Genomic DNA, 19,591 nt, shown 5'->3' with positions numbered 1-19,591 from the left:
TTGCTCGTGTCGTTCATACTGGAGCACGCCACGAACGCATGGGCCATCATCATCCCCGTGATCGGTTTGATCGTTCACCAGCTCATCAGGTTGATGATGTTCAAAGCAGCCATCAAGAACAGCAAACCGGCGGAGCGCCCAAAGATCATCCTGGCGATGCGTGGCCTGATCGGCCGAAGGTCGACATCACAACTCGACGACAAGGAACAGCCGTGACCACGATCGCCGAGGCAGCACAGGTGTGCGACAACGAGCTGATTCACGAGCTCATGGAACTGGAGCTCGACCCGGACCAGTTCGTCATATTCGGGAGCGCACCCTTGCTCGCTCACGGACTACGGGCGATCGTTCACGACCTGGACATAGTCGCCCGCGGCGCTGTCATGGACTTTGCGAGGAAAACTGGCACCCTGGGAGTAGGCAGATACAGCGGCGATCCCGTTTGGCACCTGAACAATGGCCGCCTCCAGTTCTCCGCCGGATGGATCACGAACCACTGGGACGCAAATCAATTGATAGACAACGCAGAGGTAATCGGGAGTCTTCGGTTCGCCCGCCTGAGTGACGTACTTAGGTACAAGCAGGAACTACTGCGCAAAAAGGATCTGACAGATATCACCAGGATTCAATCCTATCTACGTCAATAACGTGCCGACAGGAGTAGTTGCACGCGCAAGGACCGCATTCAGAGGACGAAATGCGGGGGGTCAGCGAGTGCTGGAGATCTTCGCGCTGCCGAGCACAAGGTCGCCTTCAGCGGCATCGGTGCGGTACAGCACGACGACCTGCCCCGGCGCGACTCCGCGCAGCGACTCGCGCAGCTGAATGGTGACCGAGTCGCCGGAAACCTCCGCGACGGCCTCGACGATCCCGCCGTGCGCGCGCACCTGGACGACACATTCGGTCGGGCCGTCCAGCGGCCGCTCGCTGGGCCAGATCGGGCGGTCCGCCTCGATCACGTTCACGCCGAGATCCCGCGCGGAACCGACCTTCACGGTGCCCGAGACCGGCTCCAGCGACAGCACGTAGCGCGGCCGCCCGTCCGGCGCCGGCGCCTCGATGCCGAGGCCCTTGCGCTGGCCGACGGTGAAACCGTGCACGCCGGTGTGCTCGCCGAGCACGGCGCCGGTCTCCGCGTCGACGAGCTGTCCGGGACGCTGCCCGAGCCGCTTCTCCAGGAAGCTCTTCGTGTCGCCGTCCGGGATGAAACAGATGTCGTGGCTGTCCGGCTTCTTCGCCACCGACAGGCCACGGCTCGCGGCCTCGGCGCGGACGTCGGTCTTCCACGAATCGCCGAGCGGGAACAGCGAATGCCGCAGCTGCTCCGGGGTGAGCGAAGCCAGCACGTAGGACTGGTCCTTGCCGGTGTCGACGCTGCGCCGCAGCTCGGGTACACCGTCCACAAGGGACAGACGGGCGTAGTGCCCGGTGGCGACGGCGTCGAAGCCGAGTGCCATCGCCTTGTCCAGCAACGCCTCGAACTTGATCTTCTCATTGCAGGTGACGCACGGGTTCGGCGTCCGGCCGGCGGCGTACTCGCCGACGAAGGTCTCGATGACCTCTTCGGTGAAGCGCTCGGCGAAGTCCCAGATGTAGAAGGGGATGCCGAGGATGTCCGCCGCCCGTCGCGCGTCGCCCGAGTCCTCGATCGTGCAGCAGCCACGGGATCCGGTGCGCAGCGTGCCGGGCTTCGCCGAAAGCGCCAGGTGCACGCCGACGACCTCGTGCCCGGCGTCCACGGCGCGCGCGGCGGCCACCGCCGAGTCCACTCCCCCGCTCATCGCGGCCAGTACGCGCATCTTCCTCACACCTCTTGCTTCTGCGTCTGCTTGCGCATTCCGGCGAGTCCCGCCTGCCTCGCCCTGTCGACGACGCCCGCGATCTCCCTCGAAACCGCTTCAACGTCTTCCGGCGCCGAGGTATGCCCGAACGAGAACCGCAGCGACCCGCGCGCGGCCGCGGGTTCGGCACCCATGGCCAGCAGCACGTGGCTCGGCTGCGCGACCCCCGCCGTGCACGCCGATCCGGTGGAACATTCGATGCCCTTGGCGTCCAAGAGCATCAACAGGCTGTCACCCGCGCAACCGGGGAAGGTGAAATGGGCGTGCGTGGGCAGGCGCTCGCCCTCGCCGCCGTTGAGCACCACGTCCGGCACCTCGCGCCGGACGGCCTCGATCAGGTCGTCGCGCAGTTCGGCGACGCGTTTCGCGTACTCCTCACGCCCGTCGACCGTGGCCTTCACCGCCGTCGCGAACGCGATCACCGCAGGAACGTCGAGCGTGCCCGAACGCACGCTGCGCTCCTGGCCGCCACCGTGCAGCACCGGCACGCACGCCGTGTCACGCCCGAGCAGCAGCGCGCCGACGCCGTACGGGCCGCCGAGCTTGTGCGCGGTGAGGGTCAGCGCCGCGGCGCCGCTTTCGGCGAAGTCGACGGGCACCGCGCCGACGGCCTGGACGGCGTCGGTGTGCAGCGGGATCTCGTGTTCGGCGCAGACGGCGGCGAGCGCGGCGACCGGATTGACCGTGCCGACCTCGTTGTTCGCCCACATCACGGTGACCAGCGCGACCGTCTCGGGGCTTTCGCCGATGGCGGTGCGCAGCGACTCCGGGGTCACCCGGCCGACCTCGTCGACCTCGACCCAGACGATCTCGGCGCCCGCGTGCTGCTCCAGCCACTCGACGGACTCGAGGACGGCGTGGTGCTCGACGGTGCTGCACAGCACCCTGTTCCGCTTCGGGTCCTCGCCGTTGCGGGCCCAGAAGATGCCCTTGACCGCGAGGTTGTCGCTCTCCGTGCCACCGGCGGTGAAGATCACCTCGGACGGCCGGGCGCCCAGCGCCTCCGCGATCACCTCGCGGGCTTCTTCGACCCGGCGGCGGGCCCGGCGTCCCGAGGAATGCAGCGCGGAGGCGTTGCCCACTGTGGACAGCGCCTCGGACATCGCCGCTACGGCTTCGGGCAACATCGGGGTGGTCGCCGCGTGGTCGAGATAGGTCATCGCATCCTTCAGGGTAGCCCGTTCCGGGGCGTGACCAAGCCCACCCTGGTCAGCGGGTGGCGGCGCTCATATCCGACGGCCACCGGCCGGTCACCCGCACCCCGAGCAACGCGATGCCGGTCAACACCACCGAAAGCACCACGATCGCCACCGAAGGCTCCTTCGCCGAGGCCAGCGAAGCGAGCAGGACACCGCCTAAACCGATGGTCAGGGCCGATCCGACCCAGTCGCCGAGCTGCAGCGCCGAGGTGTTGAACCCGCGTTCCGCCTCCGGCGAGTACCGGAGCAGCAGGACCGAGATCGCGGGCATCGCGATGCCCATCCCGGAGCCGCCGATCGCCGACGCCACGAACGCCATCCAGCCGGGGAACGAGGGCAGCGGGACGAAGACGAAGATCGCCAGACCGGCCGCGACCAGCGCGAACCCGGTCCGCAGGGACGCCTCGCGCGACCAGTCGAGCATGCGGCCCTGCAGCATCGACCCCGCAGACCAGCCCAGCGCGGTCACCGTCAGCGGCAGCCCGGCCAGCGCGGGGCTGTAGCCGTGGACCTCGGTCATCGTGAGCGGCAGGTACGCCTCCATCCCGGCGTACGCGCCCGCGATCAGCGCGCGTGAGGCGATCACTGTCGGCAACCCCGGCCGCGACGACAACGTCCCGGCGGGCAGGAGTTTGCGGAGCGCGTACGCGAGGGCGATCAGGCCGGCGCCGCCGTAGGCCAGCGCCGCGAGGGACGGATGCTGCGCCGCCCAGGTGAGCGCGGCGACACCGAGCGCAGCGACCACCGCGGGTACGACCCCGGCGCGGCGCGCGGACTCGGCGGGCTCGTGCCGGGGCAGCTTGCGGGTGACGACGATCAGCAGCGCGAGCCCGATCCCGGTCAGCGGGATCAGCCCCAGGAACACCCATCGCCAGCCGACGCTCACCGTCACCACGCCCGCGACCGACGGCCCGATCACCGCCGGCAGCACCCACGCGGCGGCGTTGGCGGCGTAGATCACCGGGCGTTCCCGGTCGCTGAAGGTGAGCGCGATCAGCAGCGACACCGAGACCAGCAGGAGCCCGGAACCGAAGCCCTGCAACGCCCTGCCGAGCAGGAGCAGCGGCATGTCGTGCGCGAGCCCGGCGACCAGCAGCCCGGCGGCGAACAGCGCGGTGCCGGCGAGCAGCGCGGGAGCCGGGCCCTTGCGGTCGCCGAGCCGTCCGGAAAGGACGGTCGCGACCACGCTGGCCACCAGGAAGGTGGTGAACGGCCAGGCGTACAGCGCGAGACCGTCGAGATCGGCCACCATCGTCGGCATCGCGGTGGCGACGCCCATGCTTTCGAACGCGATGAGCGTGACCATGAGCAGCAGCCCGATGGTGGTCACGCGGTGCTCAGGTGTCCAGAGCACACCCTTCGGTTTGGCCTTGCCCCCAGTGATCGTCATACGACGAGCCTGCAACCTCCACTCCGGTGGAGGTCAAGCGCCGACGGACTCCAGGCGCAGCTCACGCGCCAGCACGGCGGCCTCGCCGCGAGAGCTGACTTCCAGCTTCCCCAGGATCTTCCGCACGTGGAACTTCACCGTGTGCTCGGTCAGCGCCAGCTCGTCGGCGATCTGCCGGTTGCGTTTCCCGCGCGCGATCCCGGCGAGGACTTCGAGTTCGCGCGGGTTCAGCCGGTCGAGCGGGCGCAGTTCCGGCGTTTCCTGCACACCCAGCGGCAGGACGGCGGTGATCGTGGCGCCCCAGTCCGGCACGGCGTCGACCTCCCAGCGGCCGCCGAGCGGCGTGATCCGCTCGGTGAGGCCGGTGGCGGGCACGGCGCGGGCGACGTCCGGGCCGTCGTCGCGCACGGTGACGCGGAGGTTCTGCCCGTCGATACGCCAGGACGCCCGGACCCGGCCGCTGCCCCGCTCCAGCGCGGCGAGCACCAGACCGCGCGAAACCGTGCGGGCGGTGTGCGCGATGTCCTGTGGGAGCGGCCGTTGGTCGTCCGGACCGGCGAGGTCGACGGTCACGTCGCCATGGCGTACCAAGGGATCCAGCTGCGCGACGAGGGTGTCGAACGCCGCGGACGCCGGCTCCGCCGAGAGTTCCTGGTCGCGGTCGGCGATCGAGCGCAGTTCGACCAGCGCGGTCGCGGCGAGGTCGGTCGCGGTCTGCCGGGCGGCGGCGTCGCCGAGCTTGCGGGACCGCAGCACCGAAAGCAGCGAGGTCAAGGTGGTCGCGTGGGTCTGCCCCAGATCGGTGATCGCCCGCGCCCGCGCGGTCGCCGCCGCGATGTTGCTCTCCAGGACCGCGGGCTCGGGATCGGTGGCGCGCTGGGCGGCGTTCACGCTGACGATGTCCCACAGTTTGGCGACGAACTCCAGTGCGCTGTCCGCTGGCTCGTCCTCGGTGGGGACGAGCGCGATCATCGCGCCCTTGCCGATCACCGGTGCCGAGGTGAGGACGACGAGCTTCCGGCGCTTCCCGCCGAGCGTCTCTTCGGCCACCACGGCCTGGCCCGGGACGCCGAGCGCGGCGAGCCGCTGAAGCTCGGCGCTCGTGACCGCGCCGGTGATCTCCGCGTCGCCGTGGACCTTGATCGGCAGGCGCGAGCAGTCGCCGGTCTCCATGGCGGCGGCGCGATGCGGCAGGACGGCCGCGGCCGTCGCGGAGAAACGCGGCAGGAGTTCGGGGCGCGGAGCGGCGAGCACGTACTCGACCTGGCTCAGCACTTGCAGCGGATCCATGACTCCACAGTAGGCGCGTCCCGGCGCGGGGACGCTGCTCTCCCGGCTAGTGAACACTGCTCGTCCGGCTGGTTCGGGCGGGGTCCGGGCGCCGGTTGACTGATCGCAGCGAAGAAATCCGATAGGAGTGAACATGCGAGCGATCACCATCACCCAGTACGGCGAACCCGACGTCCTGCGGCTCGACGAGGCCCCGCTGCCGGAGCCCGGCCAGGGCCAGGTGCGGGTGGCGGTCAAGGCCGCCGGCGTCAACCCGATCGACTGGAAGATCCGGTCCGGTGCCATGGCGGAGGTCCGGCCGGTCGAATTCCCGCACATCCTCGGCCTGGAACTGGCGGGCGTGGTGGACGCGGTGGGCGAGGGCGCCGATTTCGCCGTCGGGGACGAGGTCTTCGGCTGGTCGGACACCGGCGCGTATGCCGAATACGCGCTGGCGAGCAAGGTCATCCGCAAACCCGCCGGGCTGTCGTGGGCCGAAGCCGCCTCTCTGCCGATCGCCGGGGAAACCGCGTTGCGCGTGCTGGGCGAACTGGAGGTCAAGCCGGGCGAGACCGTGGTGATCCACGGCGCGAGCGGCCAGGTCGGCCGGATCGCGACGCAGGCCGCCGTCGCGCTGGGCGCCACGGTCGTCGGGCTCGCCGGGGCGTCGTCGCTGGACGAGGTGAAGGCGCTCGGCGCGGTGCCGGTCCAGTACGGCGACGGCTGGGTCTCGCGGGTCCGCTCGGTCGCGCCGGACGGTGTCGACGCGGTGTTCGACGCCGCGGGCTTCGGTGTCCTGGGTGATTCCGTCGAGCTGCTCGGCTCACCCGACCGGCTGATCACCATCGCGGACCCCGCGGCTTATGCGCAGGGGCTGAAGTTCTCGGCGGGCGGCTCGGAAACTCAAGCGGTTCTTGAGGATCTGGTCGCGCGAGGGCTGAAGTTGAAGCTCGGGTCGAGTTACGCGCTCGCCGACGCCGCCGCGGCGCACCGGGAAAGCGTTACCGGTCACGCGGGCGGGAAGATCACGCTGACCTTCGGCTGAGCAGGCCTCGTGAGTGGTAAGGACGGTTCTAACCGTCCTTACCACTCACGAGCTGGGCACTTTCGGGACCTCCACAGCCGCCGGAACCGCTGCCGGTGCCGCGGCCGCGCGACGCCGCCGCTGCACCGGGATCTGCACCCGGCCGAGCGCCGCCTGCACCGCGGATTCCGCCAGTGCGGCCAGTTCCCGCCGGTCCGCGGCGCGGCCCGGCGCGATCTCCGGGCACACGTGCACCTCCAGCACCAGACCGCGCAGAGCCGCGACCCGCCGCAGCGAGGCGATCAGCGACTCCGGCCCGATGAACGCCGGCTGCGTCGTCTCCCGCCCGTCGGCGAGCCGGAACCGCAGCGCGAGCGGCCGCACCGGGACACCGCCGTCGATCGCGGCCTGGAAGGTCGCGGGGCGGAACCGGCCCGAGCCGAGACCGCACCAGGTGGTGCCTTCCGGTGTCACGCTGACGAGTGATCCGCCGCGCATGGCCTCGGCGAGTTCGTCCATCGTCGCGGGGAGGCTCCGCAGGTTCTCCCGGTCGAGGAAGATGCTGCCGCCGCGGCGCACCAGCAGGCCGAGCACCGGCCAGGCGCCGACCTCCTTTTTCGCGAGCGCCCGCATCGGCTGGACGGCGTTGATCGCGATGATGTCCAGCCACGAGATGTGGTTGTTCACCACGAGCGCGCCTCGGCCGGGCACGGCGCGGAACCGCTGGTCGCCGAGCACACGCAGCTTCACCCCGAACGACCGAAGGATCCCGGCGAAAAGCAGGCGCACCAACCGTTCCCGGGGCATGCCGCGGAGCACGAGCACCAGCGGCGCGCTCAGGAAGGCACCGAAGACGACGCCGATCGCCGCGGTGAACCGCAGGACCCGCCGGCCGAACGCGACCGTCGGCGCCCCTTCGGTCAGGCAGCCGTCGCCACACGGCGATTTCGGCATCCAGGCGTGGGTCATCCCTGCACTCCCAGGAAGAACTTGAGGTACCGCTCGTCGACGTTGTGCAGATCCAGCAGGACGAAGAAGTCCGCGACCCCGAAATCCGCGTCGAGCGCGGGCGGGCCGTAGATCTTCGCGCCGAGGCGCGTGTAGCCCTTGATGAGCGGCGGGAGGATCGCGCGGGAGGGCCGCTCGACGCCTTCGGACGGCCACGGGTTCAGTGGCGTCACCCGAAGGGATTCATCCGCGTAGTGCTTGGCGCGCAGGACATCCCAGACACCCGCCGCGTAGACCCCGCCGTCGGTCAGCGGCACGGACGCGCAGCCCGCGAGATACCGGTGCCCGGCCAGCAGCATGTAGCGGCCGATCCCCGCCCAGACGAGGCTCACCACGGCACCGCTGCGGTGGTCGGGGTGCACGCACGAACGGCCCGTCTCGACCAGCGAAGGACGCAGCGAATCGAGCGCGGTGAGATCGAATTCGCTGTCGGAATACAGCTTTCCCGCCCGCATGGCCCGATCGGGCGGCAACATCCGGTACGTGCCCACGATCTCGCCGGTGTTGTCGTCCCGCACCACGAGGTGATCGCAGAACTCGTCGAAGTAGTCGACGTCGAGGCCGGGTTCGGGGGAATTGAGCGTCGCTCCCATTTCCTCGGCGAACACCTGATGGCGGAGGCGTTGCGCGGCGACGACTTCTTCGTTTCCGTTCGCCACCAGAAGGGAGTAACGCGGCGCGTCGGCCGGGAGTTCGACACCTGCCTGGTCAGTACTGACGAGGAGCTGTGACGTCGTCATGACCCAGGTCTACCCCTGGAGGGGTACCAACGACAATGCGCCCGATGGCCGATTAGTGCACGTTCAGTTAATTGCGGGTTCTCAGGCTTCTCTCAGGATGAGAAGTCACTTCCCGGTCACGGAAAAGGGGCCGTCCGGGAAATAAATCCCCGGACGGCCCCTCTTCGAACGAAGGACTCAGCCCTTGCGCTTCTGGACCTCTTCGGTCAGCTGCGGCGCGACGTTGAACAGGTCGCCCACCACACCGAAGTCGGCGATCTCGAAGATCGGCGCCTCGGCGTCCTTGTTGACCGCGATGATGGTCTTCGAGGTCTGCATACCGGCGCGGTGCTGGATCGCACCGGAGATGCCCAGCGCGATGTACAGCTGCGGCGAGACCGTCTTACCGGTCTGGCCGACCTGGAACTGCGCCGGGTAGTAGCCCGAGTCGACGGCGGCGCGGGAAGCACCGACGGCGGCACCGAGCGAGTCGGCGAGCGCCTCGACGACGTCGAACTTGTCGGCCGAGCCGACACCGCGGCCACCGGAGACGACGACCGAGGCCTCGGTCAGCTCCGGCCGGTCGCCACCGACGATCGGCTCGACGCCGGTGATCCTGGCGGACTTCGCCGGGTCACCCGCGGGGACCTCGACGGTCTCCTCGGCGGCCGCACCCTCGGCCGGGGCGGCCTCGACCGCGCCCGGGCGGACCGAGATGACCGGGGCACCCTTGGTGGACTTGGACTTCACGGAGAACGCGCCACCGAAGATGGACTGGTCGACGCTGCCGTCACTGTTCACGCCGACGGCGTCGTACAGCAGACCGGAGCCGAGGCGGACCGCGACCCGGGCGGCCACCTCCTTGCCCTCGGCGCTGGCGGCGACGAGCACGGCGGCCGGGGAGGTCCGCTCCGCCAGCGCGGCGAGGACGTCCACCTTCGGGGTGACCAAGAAGCCGGTGGCGTTGTCGCCCTCGGCGACGTACACCTTGGCGGCGCCGTGCGCGGCGAGGGCTTCCTTCGCCTTGGCGGCGGTGCCGGTCGGGCCGACGACGACCGCGGACGGCTCACCCAGTTCACGAGCGGCGGTCAGCAGCTCGAGCGTGACCTTCTTGACTTCACCGTCGACGTGGTCGACGAGGACGAGTACTTCAGCCATTTCCCTATTCCTCCTCGAAACCTGTCTCAGATGAGCTTCTGCGCGACCAGGTAGGCGGCCACCTTGCTGCCGCCGTCGCCCTCGTCCTCGACGCGCTCACCGGCGGTGCGCGGCGGCTTCGGGGAGGCTTCGAGCACGGACGACCACGCGTTGCCGAGGCCGACCTCGCTCGCGTCGACACCCAGGTCCGCGACGGTCAGCGTCTCGACCGGCTTCTTCTTGGCGGCCATGATGCCCTTGAAGGAGGGGTAGCGCGGCTCGTTGATCTTCTCGCCGACGCTCACTACCGCGGGCAGGTTCGCCTCGAGGTGCGTGACGCCGTCCTCGGTGTAGCGGTCGGCCTTGATCGAGGTGCCGTCGACGGTCAGCTCGTTCACGTGGGTCAGCTGCGGCAGGCCGAGCAGCTCGGCGATGATCGCAGGCACGGCGCCACCGCGGCCGTCGGAGGCCTCGTTACCGGTGATGACCAGGTCGAAGCCTTCGACCTTGGAGATCGCGGCGGCCAGCACCTTGGCGGTGGCGATCGCGTCGGAGCCGTGCAGGGCCTCGTCGGAGACGTGGATGGCCTTGTCGGCACCCATGGACAGCGCCTTGCGGATCGCGTCGGTCGCGCGGTCGGGACCCACCGAGACGACGGTGACCTCGCCCTCGCCGGCTTCCTTGATCTTCAGGGCTTCTTCGACGGCCTTCTCGTTGATCTCGTCGAGCACGGCGTCGGCGGATTCGCGGTCAAGAGTGTTGTCGGCACCGGAGAGCTTCCGCTCCGAGTAGGTGTCCGGTACCTGCTTGACCAGGACAACGATGTTCGTCATGGGTCTACTTCGACCTCCCGTTAGTGGCCGGCGTCGGCCACGGGGCAACAGCTCTACTGGCCGGTAGATTAGGGCCATTTCAGCGCCGCGGCCCGCCGAGGTGACCTCATTCACCTGGATGCACGTTTTAGTGGGACCATCGTCCAGGTAATTCACCCGGAAGTGAGTGTAACCGGCCGACTAACCCGAACGGCCGTATTCCGGGGTACTGGTGGAAGTGGTGAAGGGATAACCTGCCCCACCATGCGTTCCATGCCCGGCCCCGTCGCCGTGATCACGGACTCGACCGCCTGCCTTCCCGCCTCCGTCACCGAACGCTGGGGAATCGGCGTCGTTCAGGTCCAACTGCAGGTCGGAGAGCAGTTCGACGAGGAGAACCGCTACGACCGCGAGGAAATCATCGGCCATCTGCGGGCCGGGACACCGGTGAAGACGGCGCCGCCCGAGGTCGCCGCGTTCTTCTGGGCGTTCCAGGACGCCGCGAGCAAGGGCGCGTCCGCGATCGTCAGCGTCCACATCTCGGGACGGATGTCCGAGACGGTGAACGCCGCCCGCGAGGCCGCCCAGCAGGTGAACGTCCCGGTGCACGTCCTCGACAGCGGGACCACCGGGATGAGCCTCGGTTTCGCGGCGACCTCGGCGGCCAAGGTCGCCGCCGCCGGCGGGCAGGCCACCCGCGTCATCGACGCGGCCGAACGCCGGTTCCGCGGCAGCCGGGAGATCCTCTACGTCGACACGCTGGAGTTCCTGCGCCGCGGCGGCCGGATCGGGGCGGCGCAGGCGTTCCTCGGCTCGGCGTTCTCGATCAAACCGCTGCTGACGCTGAAGAACGGCGAGGTCGCCCCGCTGACCCGGGTGCCGGGGCAGCGGCGGGCGCTCAACAAACTCGTCGACCTCGCGGTGGAATGCGCGGGCGACCGGGAGGTCGAGGTCGCCATCACCCGGTTCGGCCCGGACGAACGCGACCTCGAGATCGGCGGGCGGCTGCGGGCGCGGCTGCCGCATATGGTCGACAGCACCCTGGTGGACGCCAGCATGATCCTCGGCGCCCACCTCGGGCCCGGCGCCATCGGCATCACGGTGTCGCCGGTGTAGCCCCTTCTTTTGGAATCGACACCCGCGACGGGATCAGCGCCACCACGATCGGGAGCACCGCGCCCAGCGCCGTCGTCGCGACGATCAGCACCTGGTCCACCGGCTCGAAATGCGAGACGTGACCGAGGTGGTAAAGGAAATGCGGCAGTCCGAACAGGAAGGTCGCGAGCGCGGCGAGCCTGGCCACGGCGGTCGTCCCGATCACGGCGGCGCCGATCAGGATGGCCGCGAGCGCGAGGTTGAGGCCGCCGAAGTCGCGGATCAGGTGTTCGTTGAAGGGGCCGTCCATCGCCACCCAGCCGGTGCGGAAGCCCGGGAAGTCCCGGTAGAAGCCGTCCGGGCTGACCAGCGGCCACAGCCCGACGGGCAGTTCGACGAGGCCGAAGACGACGAGCAGTACGCGGGTGAATGTCCGTTGCATACCTCCTGGACTGGACAGCGCCGCGAAACGTGACACACGGGTCGAAGTGACCGGCCGGTAGGGTCGCGGCGTGACCACCCCAGCCACCAGGGCCGAAGCGCTGCACCTCACCGGTGAACGCACCGTGCCGGGCATCGCCGAGGAGAACTACTGGTTCCGGCGCCACGAGGCCGCGTATCAAAAGCTCCTGCCGCTGTGCGAAGGCAAGACCGTCCTGGAGGCCGGCTGTGGTGAGGGCTACGGCGCCGGGCTCATCGCCACGGTCGCCGAGCGGGTGCTCGCCCTCGACTACGACGTCCCCACCACCGAACACGTCGCCCGCCGCTACCCCGGCATCGGCGTGACCAGGGCGAACCTGGTGTTCCTGCCGCTGCGGGACGCCTCGGTCGACGTCGTCGCCAACTTCCAGGTGATCGAGCACCTTTGGGACCAGGGTGCCTTCCTCGCCGAATGCCGCCGCGTGCTCTCCCCCGGCGGACGGCTGATCGTCACCACGCCCAACCGGCTGACCTTCACGCCGGACAGCGACACCCCGCTCAACCCGTTCCACACCAGGGAGCTCGCACCGTCCGAATTGGACGGTCTGCTGCGTGAGGCCGGTTTCGAGGTCGAGACCCTGCACGGCCTCCACCACGGCGAGGGCGTCGCGAAACTCGACGCCAAGTACGGCGGTTCGATCATCGACGCCCAGCTCGACGTCGTCATGGGGCAGCTGCCCGGGCAGGCGACCTGGCCGCCGGAACTGCTCGCCGACGTCGAAGGCATCCAGGCCGCGGACTTCGCGATCCACGGTGAAGACCTCGACGCCAGCCTCGACCTGGTCGCCGTGGCGGTGCGCCGATGAGTGAGTACGAGGGCACGTTCTGCCTCGTCGTGCACAGCCACCTGCCGTGGCTGCCGCATCACGGATCCTGGCCGGTCGGCGAGGAATGGCTCTACCAGGCGTGGGCGCACTCCTATCTGCCGATGGTCGATCTCCTGCGCCGCTTCGCCGACGAGGGCCGCGAAGACGTCCTCACCCTCGGGATGACGCCGATCCTCGCCGCCCAGCTCGACGACCCGTACTGCATCGACGCCTTCCACGACTGGCTCGGCCACTGGCAGCTGCGCTCCTGGCACGCCTCCACGCTGTGGCGCGGCGACCCGCTGCTGCGCGACCTCGCGGCGAGCGAGTACCGGACGGCGCTCAAGGCCTCGGAAGAGCTCGAAACCAGCTGGCGCCACGGCTTCTCGCCGATCCTCCGGTCCTTTGTGGACAGCGGGACGATCGAACTGCTCGGCGGTCCGCTGGCCCATCCGTTCCAGCCGTTGCTCGACCCGGCGGTCCGCGACTTCATGCTGCGGGGAGGCCTGGCCGACACCGCGCTGCGGATCGGGCGGCGTCCCGAAGGCATTTGGGCGCCTGAGTGCGGTTACGCGCCCGGTATGGAGGCCGGGTACGCCGCCGCGGGTGTCCAGCGGTTCATGGTCGACGGCCCCTCCCTGCACGGCGACACTTCGGCGGCGCGGACCGTCGGCGACTCCGACGTCGTCTGCTTCGGCCGCGACCTCGAAGTCACGTACCGAGTCTGGTCGCCGAAGGCCGGATATCCCGGCCATGCCGCCTATCGCGACTTCCACACCTGGGCGCACGAGGTCGGCCTCAAACCGTCGCGGGTGACCGGCAAGACCGTCGAGCCGCCGGACAAGGCGCCGTACGACCCGGCGATGGCGACGGCCACCCTCGGCGGTCACGTCCAGGACTTCGTCGACACCGTCGTCGCCCGGCTGCGTTCGCTCAAGGCCGAGCACGGCCGCGAATCGCTCGTCGTCGCCGCGTACGACACGGAACTCTTCGGACACTGGTGGCACGAGGGCCCGGCCTGGCTCGAAGGCGTCCTGCGGGCGCTGCCCGAAGCAGGCGTCCGCGTGACGACGCTCAAGGGCGCGCTCGAAGCCGGCCACCTCGGCGGGAAGGTCGACCTCCCGGCGTCGTCGTGGGGTTCGGGCAAGGACTGGCGGGTCTGGGACGGCGAGCAGGTCGCCGACATGGTGCGGGACAACACCGCGTTGCAGGACCGCATGCTCGACCTCGTCGCCGGAATGGACACGACGACGCGCGACGCCGTCCGCGACCAGGCCGTCGCCGAAGCGATGCTGGCGCTTTCGAGCGACTGGGCGTTCATGGTCACCAAGGATTCCGCCGCCGACTACGCGCGGCGGAGGGCGAAAGTGCACACCGAACGGTTCGACACCCTCGCGGGGCTGCTCCGCAACGGTGCGCTCGACCGCGCGCGGGAGACCGCGGCCGCGTTCCGGCGCGACGACGGGCCGTTCGGCCATGTCGACGCGCGTGATCTGCTGAGGAAATGACGAAAGGGGCACCACCATGGGGATCCACGACATTCCGCTGAAGACGCTCGCCGGCGAGGACACGACGCTCGGCGCGCTCGAAGGCAAGACGCTGCTGGTGGTGAACGTGGCGTCGAAATGCGGCCTGACGCCGCAGTACACCGGGCTGGAGAAGCTGCAGGAACGCTACGCGGACAAGGGTTTCTCCGTCGTCGGGTTCCCGTGCAACCAGTTCGCGGGCCAGGAGCCGGGCACCGCGGAGGAGATCCAGACCTTCTGCTCGACGACGTACGGCGTTTCGTTCCCGCTGTTCGAAAAGCTGGACGTGAACGGGGAAAGCCGTCACCCGCTCTACACCGAACTGACCAAGGCGGCCGACGCGGAGGGCGCCGCCGGCGACGTCCAGTGGAATTTCGAGAAGTTCCTCGTCGCCCCGTCCGGTGAAGTGGTGGGACGGTTCCGCCCGCGCACCGAACCCGAGGACGAAGCGATCACCAAGGCGATCGACGCCACGATCGGCTGACACCTTTTTCCGGGTATTCGGGGACCAAAGTCCCCGAATATCCCGGCAGCTCGCGCGATGTCCGGTTGCTCGATCACAAACCCTTGCCACACAAGGAAAATACTGACATTCGCGGGTGAAGCGCCGTACCCGATTGCACTATGGCGCCACCCCGCGGACAGGGGAACACTCTTTCGTCGGGAGTCCCGCACTTCGTCAACGCCGACAACAGGAAAAGTGTGGCCGACATGATCGAGAACAATATGATCCCGGACGATTTCCTCTCCCTCGCGAGCGTGCAGGCGGCCGAAGAGGAGTCGTTGCTGAACCGGCAGAACGTGGTGGGTGTCGCGCTCGGCACCAAATGGTCCGGGGGCCAGGACACCGGCGAGAAGGCGATCACCGTCCTCGTCGACACGAAGATGCCGCACGAGATGCTGCGTGAGGACGACCTCGTCCCGGCGGCACTGTCCGGGGTGCCCACCGACGTCCAAGAGGTCGGCGTGCTCCAGGCCGGTCGCAGCATCGCCGCGCCGAAGGTGAACGGCGCCGCCACGATGCTCGACGAGCCCCAGGCTCCGACACTCGCCCGGCCCGACGAACTCGCCCGTGAGCAGGTCGGCCCGTTCACCCTCGCCAAGCGGTTCCGCCCGGCGTTCGGCGGCCTGAGCGTCGGCCACTTCAAGATCACCGCCGGCACCTACGGCACCGCCGTCTACGACGCGACGGCGCTGCCCGGCAAACCGCCGAGGTATTACATCCTGAGCAACAACCACGTGCTGGCGAACTCCAACGCCGCCGCCATCGGCGATCCCATCCTGCAGCCCGGCCCGTTCGACGGCGGTGTCGTCCCCACCGACGTCATCGCCAGGCTGAGCCGGTTCGTGCCGATCAAGTTCATCGCCGCGGGCCAGCCGGTGCCGCTGAACTTCGTCGACGCCGCCATCGCCGAGGGCCAGTTCCACGACCTCGACCGGCGGATCTTCTGGGTCGGCGACCTCAAGGGCACCAACGTGGCCCCCGCGGTCGGCACGGTGGTGCAGAAGACCGGCCGGACCACGAACTGGACCACGGGGCGGATCACGAACATCAACGCCACCGTCGACGTGAACTACGGCGGCGGCCGGGTGGCCCGGTTCGCGCAGCAGCTGCTCACCACCGACATGTCGGCGGGCGGCGACTCGGGCAGCATCGTGGCGGATCTGAGCGAGAACGCCGTCGGCCTGCTGTTCGCCGGTTCGCCGGTGGTCACCGTGATCAACCGGATCACGCTGGTCGAGGCCGCGCTCGGGATCAAGGTGCACCCGTAGTGGCCGAAGACGTGCCGGATGTCGACGCCGCCCTCGTGGCGGCGTCCCGGTGGCTCGACGACGTCCCCGGAGTGGTCGGGGTCGGACAGGGCGAGGCCGAGGGGGCACCCACGATCGACGTGTGGATGACCCCCGGTCACGACTCCGGGCGGCTGCCTTCTCAGCTGCTCGGAGTGCCCGTCCGGATCCGTGATTCCGGCGGTCCGGTGGAGGCTCGGCCGGACTGACCCGCCTCGATGACCGCGCGATTGCGGGCGGCGACGGTCGCCGGGTCCGCCTTCATCACCCGCCGGTCGTAGGTGAGCAGGCCGTTGACCTCGTTCTCGACGTCGGTGGTCTGGGTGTAGATCGCGCTGGAAAGGCCGGTTCCGGCGACGATCCGTTCGAGGTTCTCGCTGACCTCGGCATAGCGTTTCGTCAGCTCTGCCGAGGTCAGCGTCATCTCATAGGCCTGCGGTTCCCCGGGCCAGCGGTGCTCGTCGACGACCAGGCCGAGACCGCCGTACTCACCGTCGACGATCACCCTGCCGTCCTTCACCGCGGGTTTCCCCGGCCCGACGTAGGTGTGGTCGTCGTAGACGTCGCCCGCGCCCTCGTCCGGCCGCGAGAAGCAGCAGTTCACCCCGCTGTTCGCGACGACGAGCCTGGTCGGGTCGAGGTCCTTCACCAGCTTCGCGATCCGCGCGGTGTCGAATTCTCCCCAGCCCTCGTTGAACGGCACCCAGCCGACGATCGAGGTCACCCCGCGCAGCTGCTCGATCATCTCGGTCAGCTCGGCTTCGAACCGCTCCTGCGCCTCGGGAACCGGGTCGGGCGCGGTCCCGGGCGGGCCGTCGAAGGAGACGGTGAGCGACGGCATGTCCTGCCAGACGAGCAGGCCAAGCCGGTCCGCCCAGTGATACCAGCGTTCCGGCTCGACCTTGACGTGTTTGCGGACGAAGTTGAAGCCGAGTTCCTTGGTCTTCTCCAGATCGAACCGCAGCGCTTCGTCGGTGGGGGCGGTGTGGATCCCGTCCGGCCAGTAACCCTGGTCGAGCGGGCCGTGGAGGAAGGTGATCCGGCCGTTGAGCGCGATCCGGGGCCTGCCCTCGGCGTCGGCCACCGTCCCGATCGTGCGGAGCCCGGTGTAGGACTCGACGACGTCGAGCACGTTGCCGCTCTCGTCGAGCAGGCGGACCTGGAGGTCGTAGAGATGCGGATCGTGCGGCGTCCACAGGCGCGGCGAAGGCACCTCCGCGCGTAAACGCTGTCCGATGTCTCCGGAGACGCGTGCCACTTCCTGGCCATCGGGTTCGCTGACGATCACCTCCACCCGGGCTCCGCCTGTGACCTTGGGCACAACCGTCACCCCTTCGAGATCCGGGGTCAGCGGCAGCTCCCGGATGTACGCGGACGGCACCGGCTCCAGCCAGACGGTCTGCCAGATACCCGACGCGGCGGTGTAGAAGATCCCTTCCGGGTCGTTCCGCTGCTTGCCGACGGGATGCGTCGCGGCGTCGGTCCGGTCCGTCGCGCGGACGGTGAGTTCCTGCGAGCCCGACGGGCGCAGGACGTCGGTGATGTCGGCGCTGAAGGCCGTGTATCCGCCTTCGTGGACGACGACCTTCTGGTTGTTCACCCAGACCTCGGCGGACTGGTCGACGGCGCCGAAATGGAGCAGCACCCGCTGACCGTCCCATTCGGACGGGACGTGGAAAACCTTGCGGTACCAGAGCGTTTCGTCCCGCCGTCCGATACCGGAGAGCGCCGACTCCGGCGGGAACGGCACCAGGATCCGCTCGCCGTACCCGTCGCGGCGTGGCGCGCCGCTGCCCGCGTACTCCCAGACACCGTTGAGGTTCAGCCAGCGCTCGCGGACCAGCCGGGGACGTGGGTACTCCGGCAGCGCGTTGCCCGGTCCGACCTGCGCGGACCACGGCGTCGAGAGCACCGGTTCGACGGTCTTGAGGGCCGGTCCGGCCACGTTCACCGAGGAGGTCATCGACCCGATGGTGGCAAAGATCGCCGCCCCTGTCGCCCTCGATCGGCTTCACCTGCGGGGGTGATCGCCCCGTCCCGGTGCCGACCGACTCACGAGTAACCTCCACCCATGCGCGTGCTGATGTTGTCGTGGGAGTACCCACCCGTGGTCGTCGGCGGACTCGCACGGCACGTCCATGCCCTCGCCCGGCATCTCGCCCGGCAGGGGCACGACGTGGTCGTCCTGTGCCGTCACACGGCGGGCACCGACGCCGAGACCCATCCGAGGACCGATCGAGTGGTCGAAGGCGTCCGGATCATCCGGGTCGCCGAAGACCCGATGCACGTGACCTTCGAACGGGACCTCGTCGCGTGGACGCTGGCCATGGGGCACGCGATGGTCCGCGCGGCCACCGACCTGCTGCGCACCTGGCAGCCGGACGTGGTCCACGCGCACGACTGGTTGGTCACCCACCCCGCGATCGCGATCGCGGAGGCCGCGCGGGTGCCGCTGGTCGGCACGATCCACGCCACCGAGGCCGGACGGCACTCCGGCTGGCTCTCGCATCCGCTGAACCAGCAGGTGCACTCGGTCGAGTGGTGGCTCGCGAACCGCTCGGACGCGCTGATCACCTGTTCGCAGGCCATGCGCCGCGAGGTGGCGCATCTGTTCGAGGTCGACGGCGACGCCGTCACCGTGATCCACAACGGCATCGAGGAACGCACCTGGCAGGTGCCCGAGGAGGAGGTGGCGCACGCGCGCGAGGTCTACAGCCCCTCCGGCGCGCCGCTGCTGCTCTACTTCGGACGGCTGGAATGGGAGAAGGGCGTGCAGGACCTGCTCGCCGCGCTCCCCCGGATCCGGCGCGCCAAACCGGGGACGCGGCTGGTCGTCGCCGGCAAGGGCAGGCATCTGGAGGAACTGGTCGACCAGGCCCGCAAGCTGCGGGTCCGGCGCGCGGTGGACTTCGTCGGGCATCTGTCCGACCGCGAACTGCGCGCCGTGCTGGCCGCGGCCGACGCCGTCGTGCTGCCCAGCCGGTACGAACCGTTCGGGATCGTCGCGCTGGAGGCCGCCGCCGCGAAGGCGCCGCTGGTGGCTTCGACCGCGGGCGGGCTCGGCGAGGTCGTCGTCGACGGAGAGACCGGCCTGGCGTTCAGCCCCGGCGACGTCGAGGCGCTCGGGGACGCCGTCGAGGCGGTGCTGGACGACGAGGTCGCCGCCGCCCGGCGGGCGCTGACCGCGCAATCGCGGCTGGCCGCGGATTTCGACTGGGGGCGGATCGCCGAAGCGACCGTCGCGGTCTACCGGCGGGCTCGCGTCGGGGAACCGGTGGAACTGGGGCGGCCGAAGATCGCGACCGGGAACGCCTTCGAGCCCTGATCGCTCGTATTCAGTCCTCTGAATGCGGCGGGTCGGGTGCTGGCTTTCGTGTTGCGAAAGCCACGTTCGCAACGTTGAAGGTTGCGAAAGTGGCTTTCGCAACGTCGGCAGGGGCCGTCGCCGAGGGCATGTCGCGAAAGCCACTTTCGCGACGTCTGATGTCCCGAAA

Annotated in this window: 20 protein-coding genes; 10 read left to right on the top strand and 10 right to left on the bottom strand. The window is 69.5% G+C overall.

Annotated elements, in window-relative coordinates:
• Positions 1-6: 6 nt before the first annotated feature.
• On the top strand, positions 7-216 hold the full coding sequence (locus tag ACFWIW_RS33375) for a hypothetical protein (protein ID WP_378372130.1): 210 nt from the start codon (positions 7-9) through the stop codon (positions 214-216).
• Positions 213-647 (top strand): hypothetical protein, encoded by a 435-nt coding sequence (locus tag ACFWIW_RS33370; RefSeq protein ID WP_378372129.1) that lies wholly within the window; start codon positions 213-215, stop codon positions 645-647. Before ACFWIW_RS33375 ends, ACFWIW_RS33370 begins: the two co-directional genes overlap by 4 nt.
• 60 nt (positions 648-707) lie before the next feature.
• Here ACFWIW_RS33370 and mnmA read toward each other — a convergent pair whose 3' ends face one another.
• The 4 genes from mnmA to ACFWIW_RS33350 are packed head-to-tail and all read right to left on the bottom strand — an operon-like array spanning position 708 to position 5,720.
• On the bottom strand, positions 708-1,799 hold the full coding sequence (mnmA, locus tag ACFWIW_RS33365; protein ID WP_378372128.1) for a tRNA 2-thiouridine(34) synthase MnmA: 1,092 nt from the start codon (positions 1,797-1,799) through the stop codon (positions 708-710).
• A 5-nt stretch (positions 1,800-1,804) separates the two neighbouring features.
• Positions 1,805-3,001, bottom strand: a complete 1,197-nt coding sequence (locus ACFWIW_RS33360) for a cysteine desulfurase family protein (RefSeq protein ID WP_378372127.1) — start codon at positions 2,999-3,001, stop codon at positions 1,805-1,807.
• A 49-nt stretch (positions 3,002-3,050) separates the two neighbouring features.
• Positions 3,051-4,445 carry an MFS transporter gene (locus ACFWIW_RS33355; protein ID WP_378372126.1) on the bottom strand — a complete coding sequence of 465 codons (1,395 nt, stop codon included), beginning with the start codon at positions 4,443-4,445 and terminating at the stop codon, positions 3,051-3,053.
• Between the two features lie 18 nt (positions 4,446-4,463).
• Positions 4,464-5,720 (bottom strand): LuxR C-terminal-related transcriptional regulator, encoded by a 1,257-nt coding sequence (locus ACFWIW_RS33350; RefSeq protein WP_378372125.1) that lies wholly within the window; start codon positions 5,718-5,720, stop codon positions 4,464-4,466.
• A 133-nt stretch (positions 5,721-5,853) separates the two neighbouring features.
• On the opposite strand from ACFWIW_RS33350, the gene ACFWIW_RS33345 reads away from it, so the two are divergent.
• The gene (locus tag ACFWIW_RS33345) at positions 5,854-6,744 is read left to right on the top strand and encodes an NADP-dependent oxidoreductase (RefSeq protein WP_378372124.1); all 891 of its coding nucleotides are present in this window, start codon (positions 5,854-5,856) and stop codon (positions 6,742-6,744) included.
• 45 nt (positions 6,745-6,789) lie between these two features.
• Here ACFWIW_RS33345 and ACFWIW_RS33340 read toward each other — a convergent pair whose 3' ends face one another.
• The 4 genes from ACFWIW_RS33340 to ACFWIW_RS33325 all read right to left on the bottom strand — a co-directional run bounded on the left by ACFWIW_RS33340 (position 6,790) and on the right by ACFWIW_RS33325 (position 10,420).
• Positions 6,790-7,692, bottom strand: a complete 903-nt coding sequence (locus ACFWIW_RS33340) for a lysophospholipid acyltransferase family protein (RefSeq protein WP_378372123.1) — start codon at positions 7,690-7,692, stop codon at positions 6,790-6,792.
• A complete protein-coding gene (locus ACFWIW_RS33335; protein ID WP_378372122.1) occupies positions 7,689-8,471 on the bottom strand; it encodes a GNAT family N-acetyltransferase in 783 nt (260 codons plus the stop codon). Before ACFWIW_RS33335 ends, ACFWIW_RS33340 begins: the two co-directional genes overlap by 4 nt.
• 177 nt (positions 8,472-8,648) lie before the next feature.
• Entirely contained in the window at positions 8,649-9,608 is a 960-nt protein-coding gene (locus ACFWIW_RS33330; RefSeq protein WP_378372121.1) for an electron transfer flavoprotein subunit alpha/FixB family protein, read from the bottom strand.
• Between the two features lie 26 nt (positions 9,609-9,634).
• Positions 9,635-10,420: an electron transfer flavoprotein subunit beta/FixA family protein gene (locus ACFWIW_RS33325; RefSeq protein WP_378372120.1), complete on the bottom strand. Its 786-nt coding sequence runs from the start codon at positions 10,418-10,420 to the stop codon at positions 9,635-9,637.
• A gap of 243 nt (positions 10,421-10,663) precedes the next feature.
• Between ACFWIW_RS33325 and ACFWIW_RS33320 the strand changes: the two genes are divergently transcribed.
• Complete coding sequence (locus tag ACFWIW_RS33320; RefSeq protein WP_378372119.1) at positions 10,664-11,515, top strand: DegV family protein; 852 nt, start codon at positions 10,664-10,666, stop codon at positions 11,513-11,515.
• On the opposite strand, the gene ACFWIW_RS33315 is transcribed toward ACFWIW_RS33320, so the two are convergent.
• Positions 11,496-11,936, bottom strand: a complete 441-nt coding sequence (locus tag ACFWIW_RS33315) for a hypothetical protein (protein ID WP_378372118.1) — start codon at positions 11,934-11,936, stop codon at positions 11,496-11,498. The two genes, ACFWIW_RS33320 and ACFWIW_RS33315, sit on opposite strands and share 20 nt — an antisense overlap.
• Before the next feature lie 70 nt (positions 11,937-12,006).
• Here ACFWIW_RS33315 and ACFWIW_RS33310 point away from each other — a divergent pair, with 70 nt between their 5' ends.
• The 5 genes from ACFWIW_RS33310 to ACFWIW_RS33290 all read left to right on the top strand — a co-directional run bounded on the left by ACFWIW_RS33310 (position 12,007) and on the right by ACFWIW_RS33290 (position 16,306).
• Positions 12,007-12,780, top strand: a complete 774-nt coding sequence (locus tag ACFWIW_RS33310; protein ID WP_378372117.1) for a class I SAM-dependent methyltransferase — start codon at positions 12,007-12,009, stop codon at positions 12,778-12,780.
• Positions 12,777-14,288 carry a 1,4-alpha-glucan branching protein domain-containing protein gene (locus ACFWIW_RS33305; protein WP_378372116.1) on the top strand — a complete coding sequence of 504 codons (1,512 nt, stop codon included), beginning with the start codon at positions 12,777-12,779 and terminating at the stop codon, positions 14,286-14,288. Before ACFWIW_RS33310 ends, ACFWIW_RS33305 begins: the two co-directional genes overlap by 4 nt.
• 16 nt (positions 14,289-14,304) lie before the next feature.
• Positions 14,305-14,790: a glutathione peroxidase gene (locus tag ACFWIW_RS33300; protein WP_378372115.1), complete on the top strand. Its 486-nt coding sequence runs from the start codon at positions 14,305-14,307 to the stop codon at positions 14,788-14,790.
• Between the two features lie 227 nt (positions 14,791-15,017).
• Positions 15,018-16,079, top strand: coding sequence for a serine protease (locus ACFWIW_RS33295; RefSeq protein WP_378372114.1), 1,062 nt, complete (start codon positions 15,018-15,020; stop codon positions 16,077-16,079).
• On the top strand, positions 16,079-16,306 hold the full coding sequence (locus ACFWIW_RS33290) for a hypothetical protein (protein ID WP_378372113.1): 228 nt from the start codon (positions 16,079-16,081) through the stop codon (positions 16,304-16,306). Before ACFWIW_RS33295 ends, ACFWIW_RS33290 begins: the two co-directional genes overlap by 1 nt.
• Here ACFWIW_RS33290 and ACFWIW_RS33285 read toward each other — a convergent pair.
• Positions 16,240-18,060, bottom strand: a complete 1,821-nt coding sequence (locus ACFWIW_RS33285; protein WP_378372112.1) for a glycoside hydrolase family 2 protein — start codon at positions 18,058-18,060, stop codon at positions 16,240-16,242. The genes ACFWIW_RS33290 and ACFWIW_RS33285 overlap by 67 nt on opposite strands.
• Before the next feature lie 108 nt (positions 18,061-18,168).
• Between ACFWIW_RS33285 and ACFWIW_RS33280 the strand changes: the two genes are divergently transcribed.
• Complete coding sequence (locus ACFWIW_RS33280; RefSeq protein WP_378372111.1) at positions 18,169-19,422, top strand: glycosyltransferase family 4 protein; 1,254 nt, start codon at positions 18,169-18,171, stop codon at positions 19,420-19,422.
• The last annotated feature ends 169 nt before the right edge of the window (positions 19,423-19,591 follow it).

It is taken from the genome of Amycolatopsis sp. NPDC058340, assembly GCF_042723975.1.
GTDB lineage: Bacteria > Actinomycetota > Actinomycetes > Mycobacteriales > Pseudonocardiaceae > Amycolatopsis.
This window is presented reverse-complemented; position numbering and strand designations above follow the sequence as displayed.

Excerpts from the sequence above, each read along its gene's own strand:
- mnmA (WP_378372128.1), bottom strand. The coding sequence starts at position 1,799 with ATGCGCGTACTGGCCGCGATGAGCGGGGGAGTGGACTCGGCGGTGGCC.
- ACFWIW_RS33360 (WP_378372127.1), bottom strand. The coding sequence starts at position 3,001 with ATGACCTATCTCGACCACGCGGCGACCACCCCGATGTTGCCCGAAGCC.
- ACFWIW_RS33350 (WP_378372125.1), bottom strand. The coding sequence starts at position 5,720 with ATGGATCCGCTGCAAGTGCTGAGCCAGGTCGAGTACGTGCTCGCCGCT.
- ACFWIW_RS33345 (WP_378372124.1), top strand. The coding sequence starts at position 5,854 with ATGCGAGCGATCACCATCACCCAGTACGGCGAACCCGACGTCCTGCGG.
- ACFWIW_RS33340 (WP_378372123.1), bottom strand. The coding sequence starts at position 7,692 with ATGACCCACGCCTGGATGCCGAAATCGCCGTGTGGCGACGGCTGCCTG.
- ACFWIW_RS33335 (WP_378372122.1), bottom strand. The coding sequence starts at position 8,471 with ATGACGACGTCACAGCTCCTCGTCAGTACTGACCAGGCAGGTGTCGAA.
- ACFWIW_RS33330 (WP_378372121.1), bottom strand. The coding sequence starts at position 9,608 with ATGGCTGAAGTACTCGTCCTCGTCGACCACGTCGACGGTGAAGTCAAG.
- ACFWIW_RS33325 (WP_378372120.1), bottom strand. The coding sequence starts at position 10,420 with ATGACGAACATCGTTGTCCTGGTCAAGCAGGTACCGGACACCTACTCG.
- ACFWIW_RS33320 (WP_378372119.1), top strand. The coding sequence starts at position 10,664 with ATGCGTTCCATGCCCGGCCCCGTCGCCGTGATCACGGACTCGACCGCC.
- ACFWIW_RS33315 (WP_378372118.1), bottom strand. The coding sequence starts at position 11,936 with ATGCAACGGACATTCACCCGCGTACTGCTCGTCGTCTTCGGCCTCGTC.
- ACFWIW_RS33305 (WP_378372116.1), top strand. The coding sequence starts at position 12,777 with ATGAGTGAGTACGAGGGCACGTTCTGCCTCGTCGTGCACAGCCACCTG.
- ACFWIW_RS33300 (WP_378372115.1), top strand. The coding sequence starts at position 14,305 with ATGGGGATCCACGACATTCCGCTGAAGACGCTCGCCGGCGAGGACACG.
- ACFWIW_RS33295 (WP_378372114.1), top strand. The coding sequence starts at position 15,018 with ATGATCGAGAACAATATGATCCCGGACGATTTCCTCTCCCTCGCGAGC.
- ACFWIW_RS33285 (WP_378372112.1), bottom strand. The coding sequence starts at position 18,060 with ATGACCTCCTCGGTGAACGTGGCCGGACCGGCCCTCAAGACCGTCGAA.
- ACFWIW_RS33280 (WP_378372111.1), top strand. The coding sequence starts at position 18,169 with ATGCGCGTGCTGATGTTGTCGTGGGAGTACCCACCCGTGGTCGTCGGC.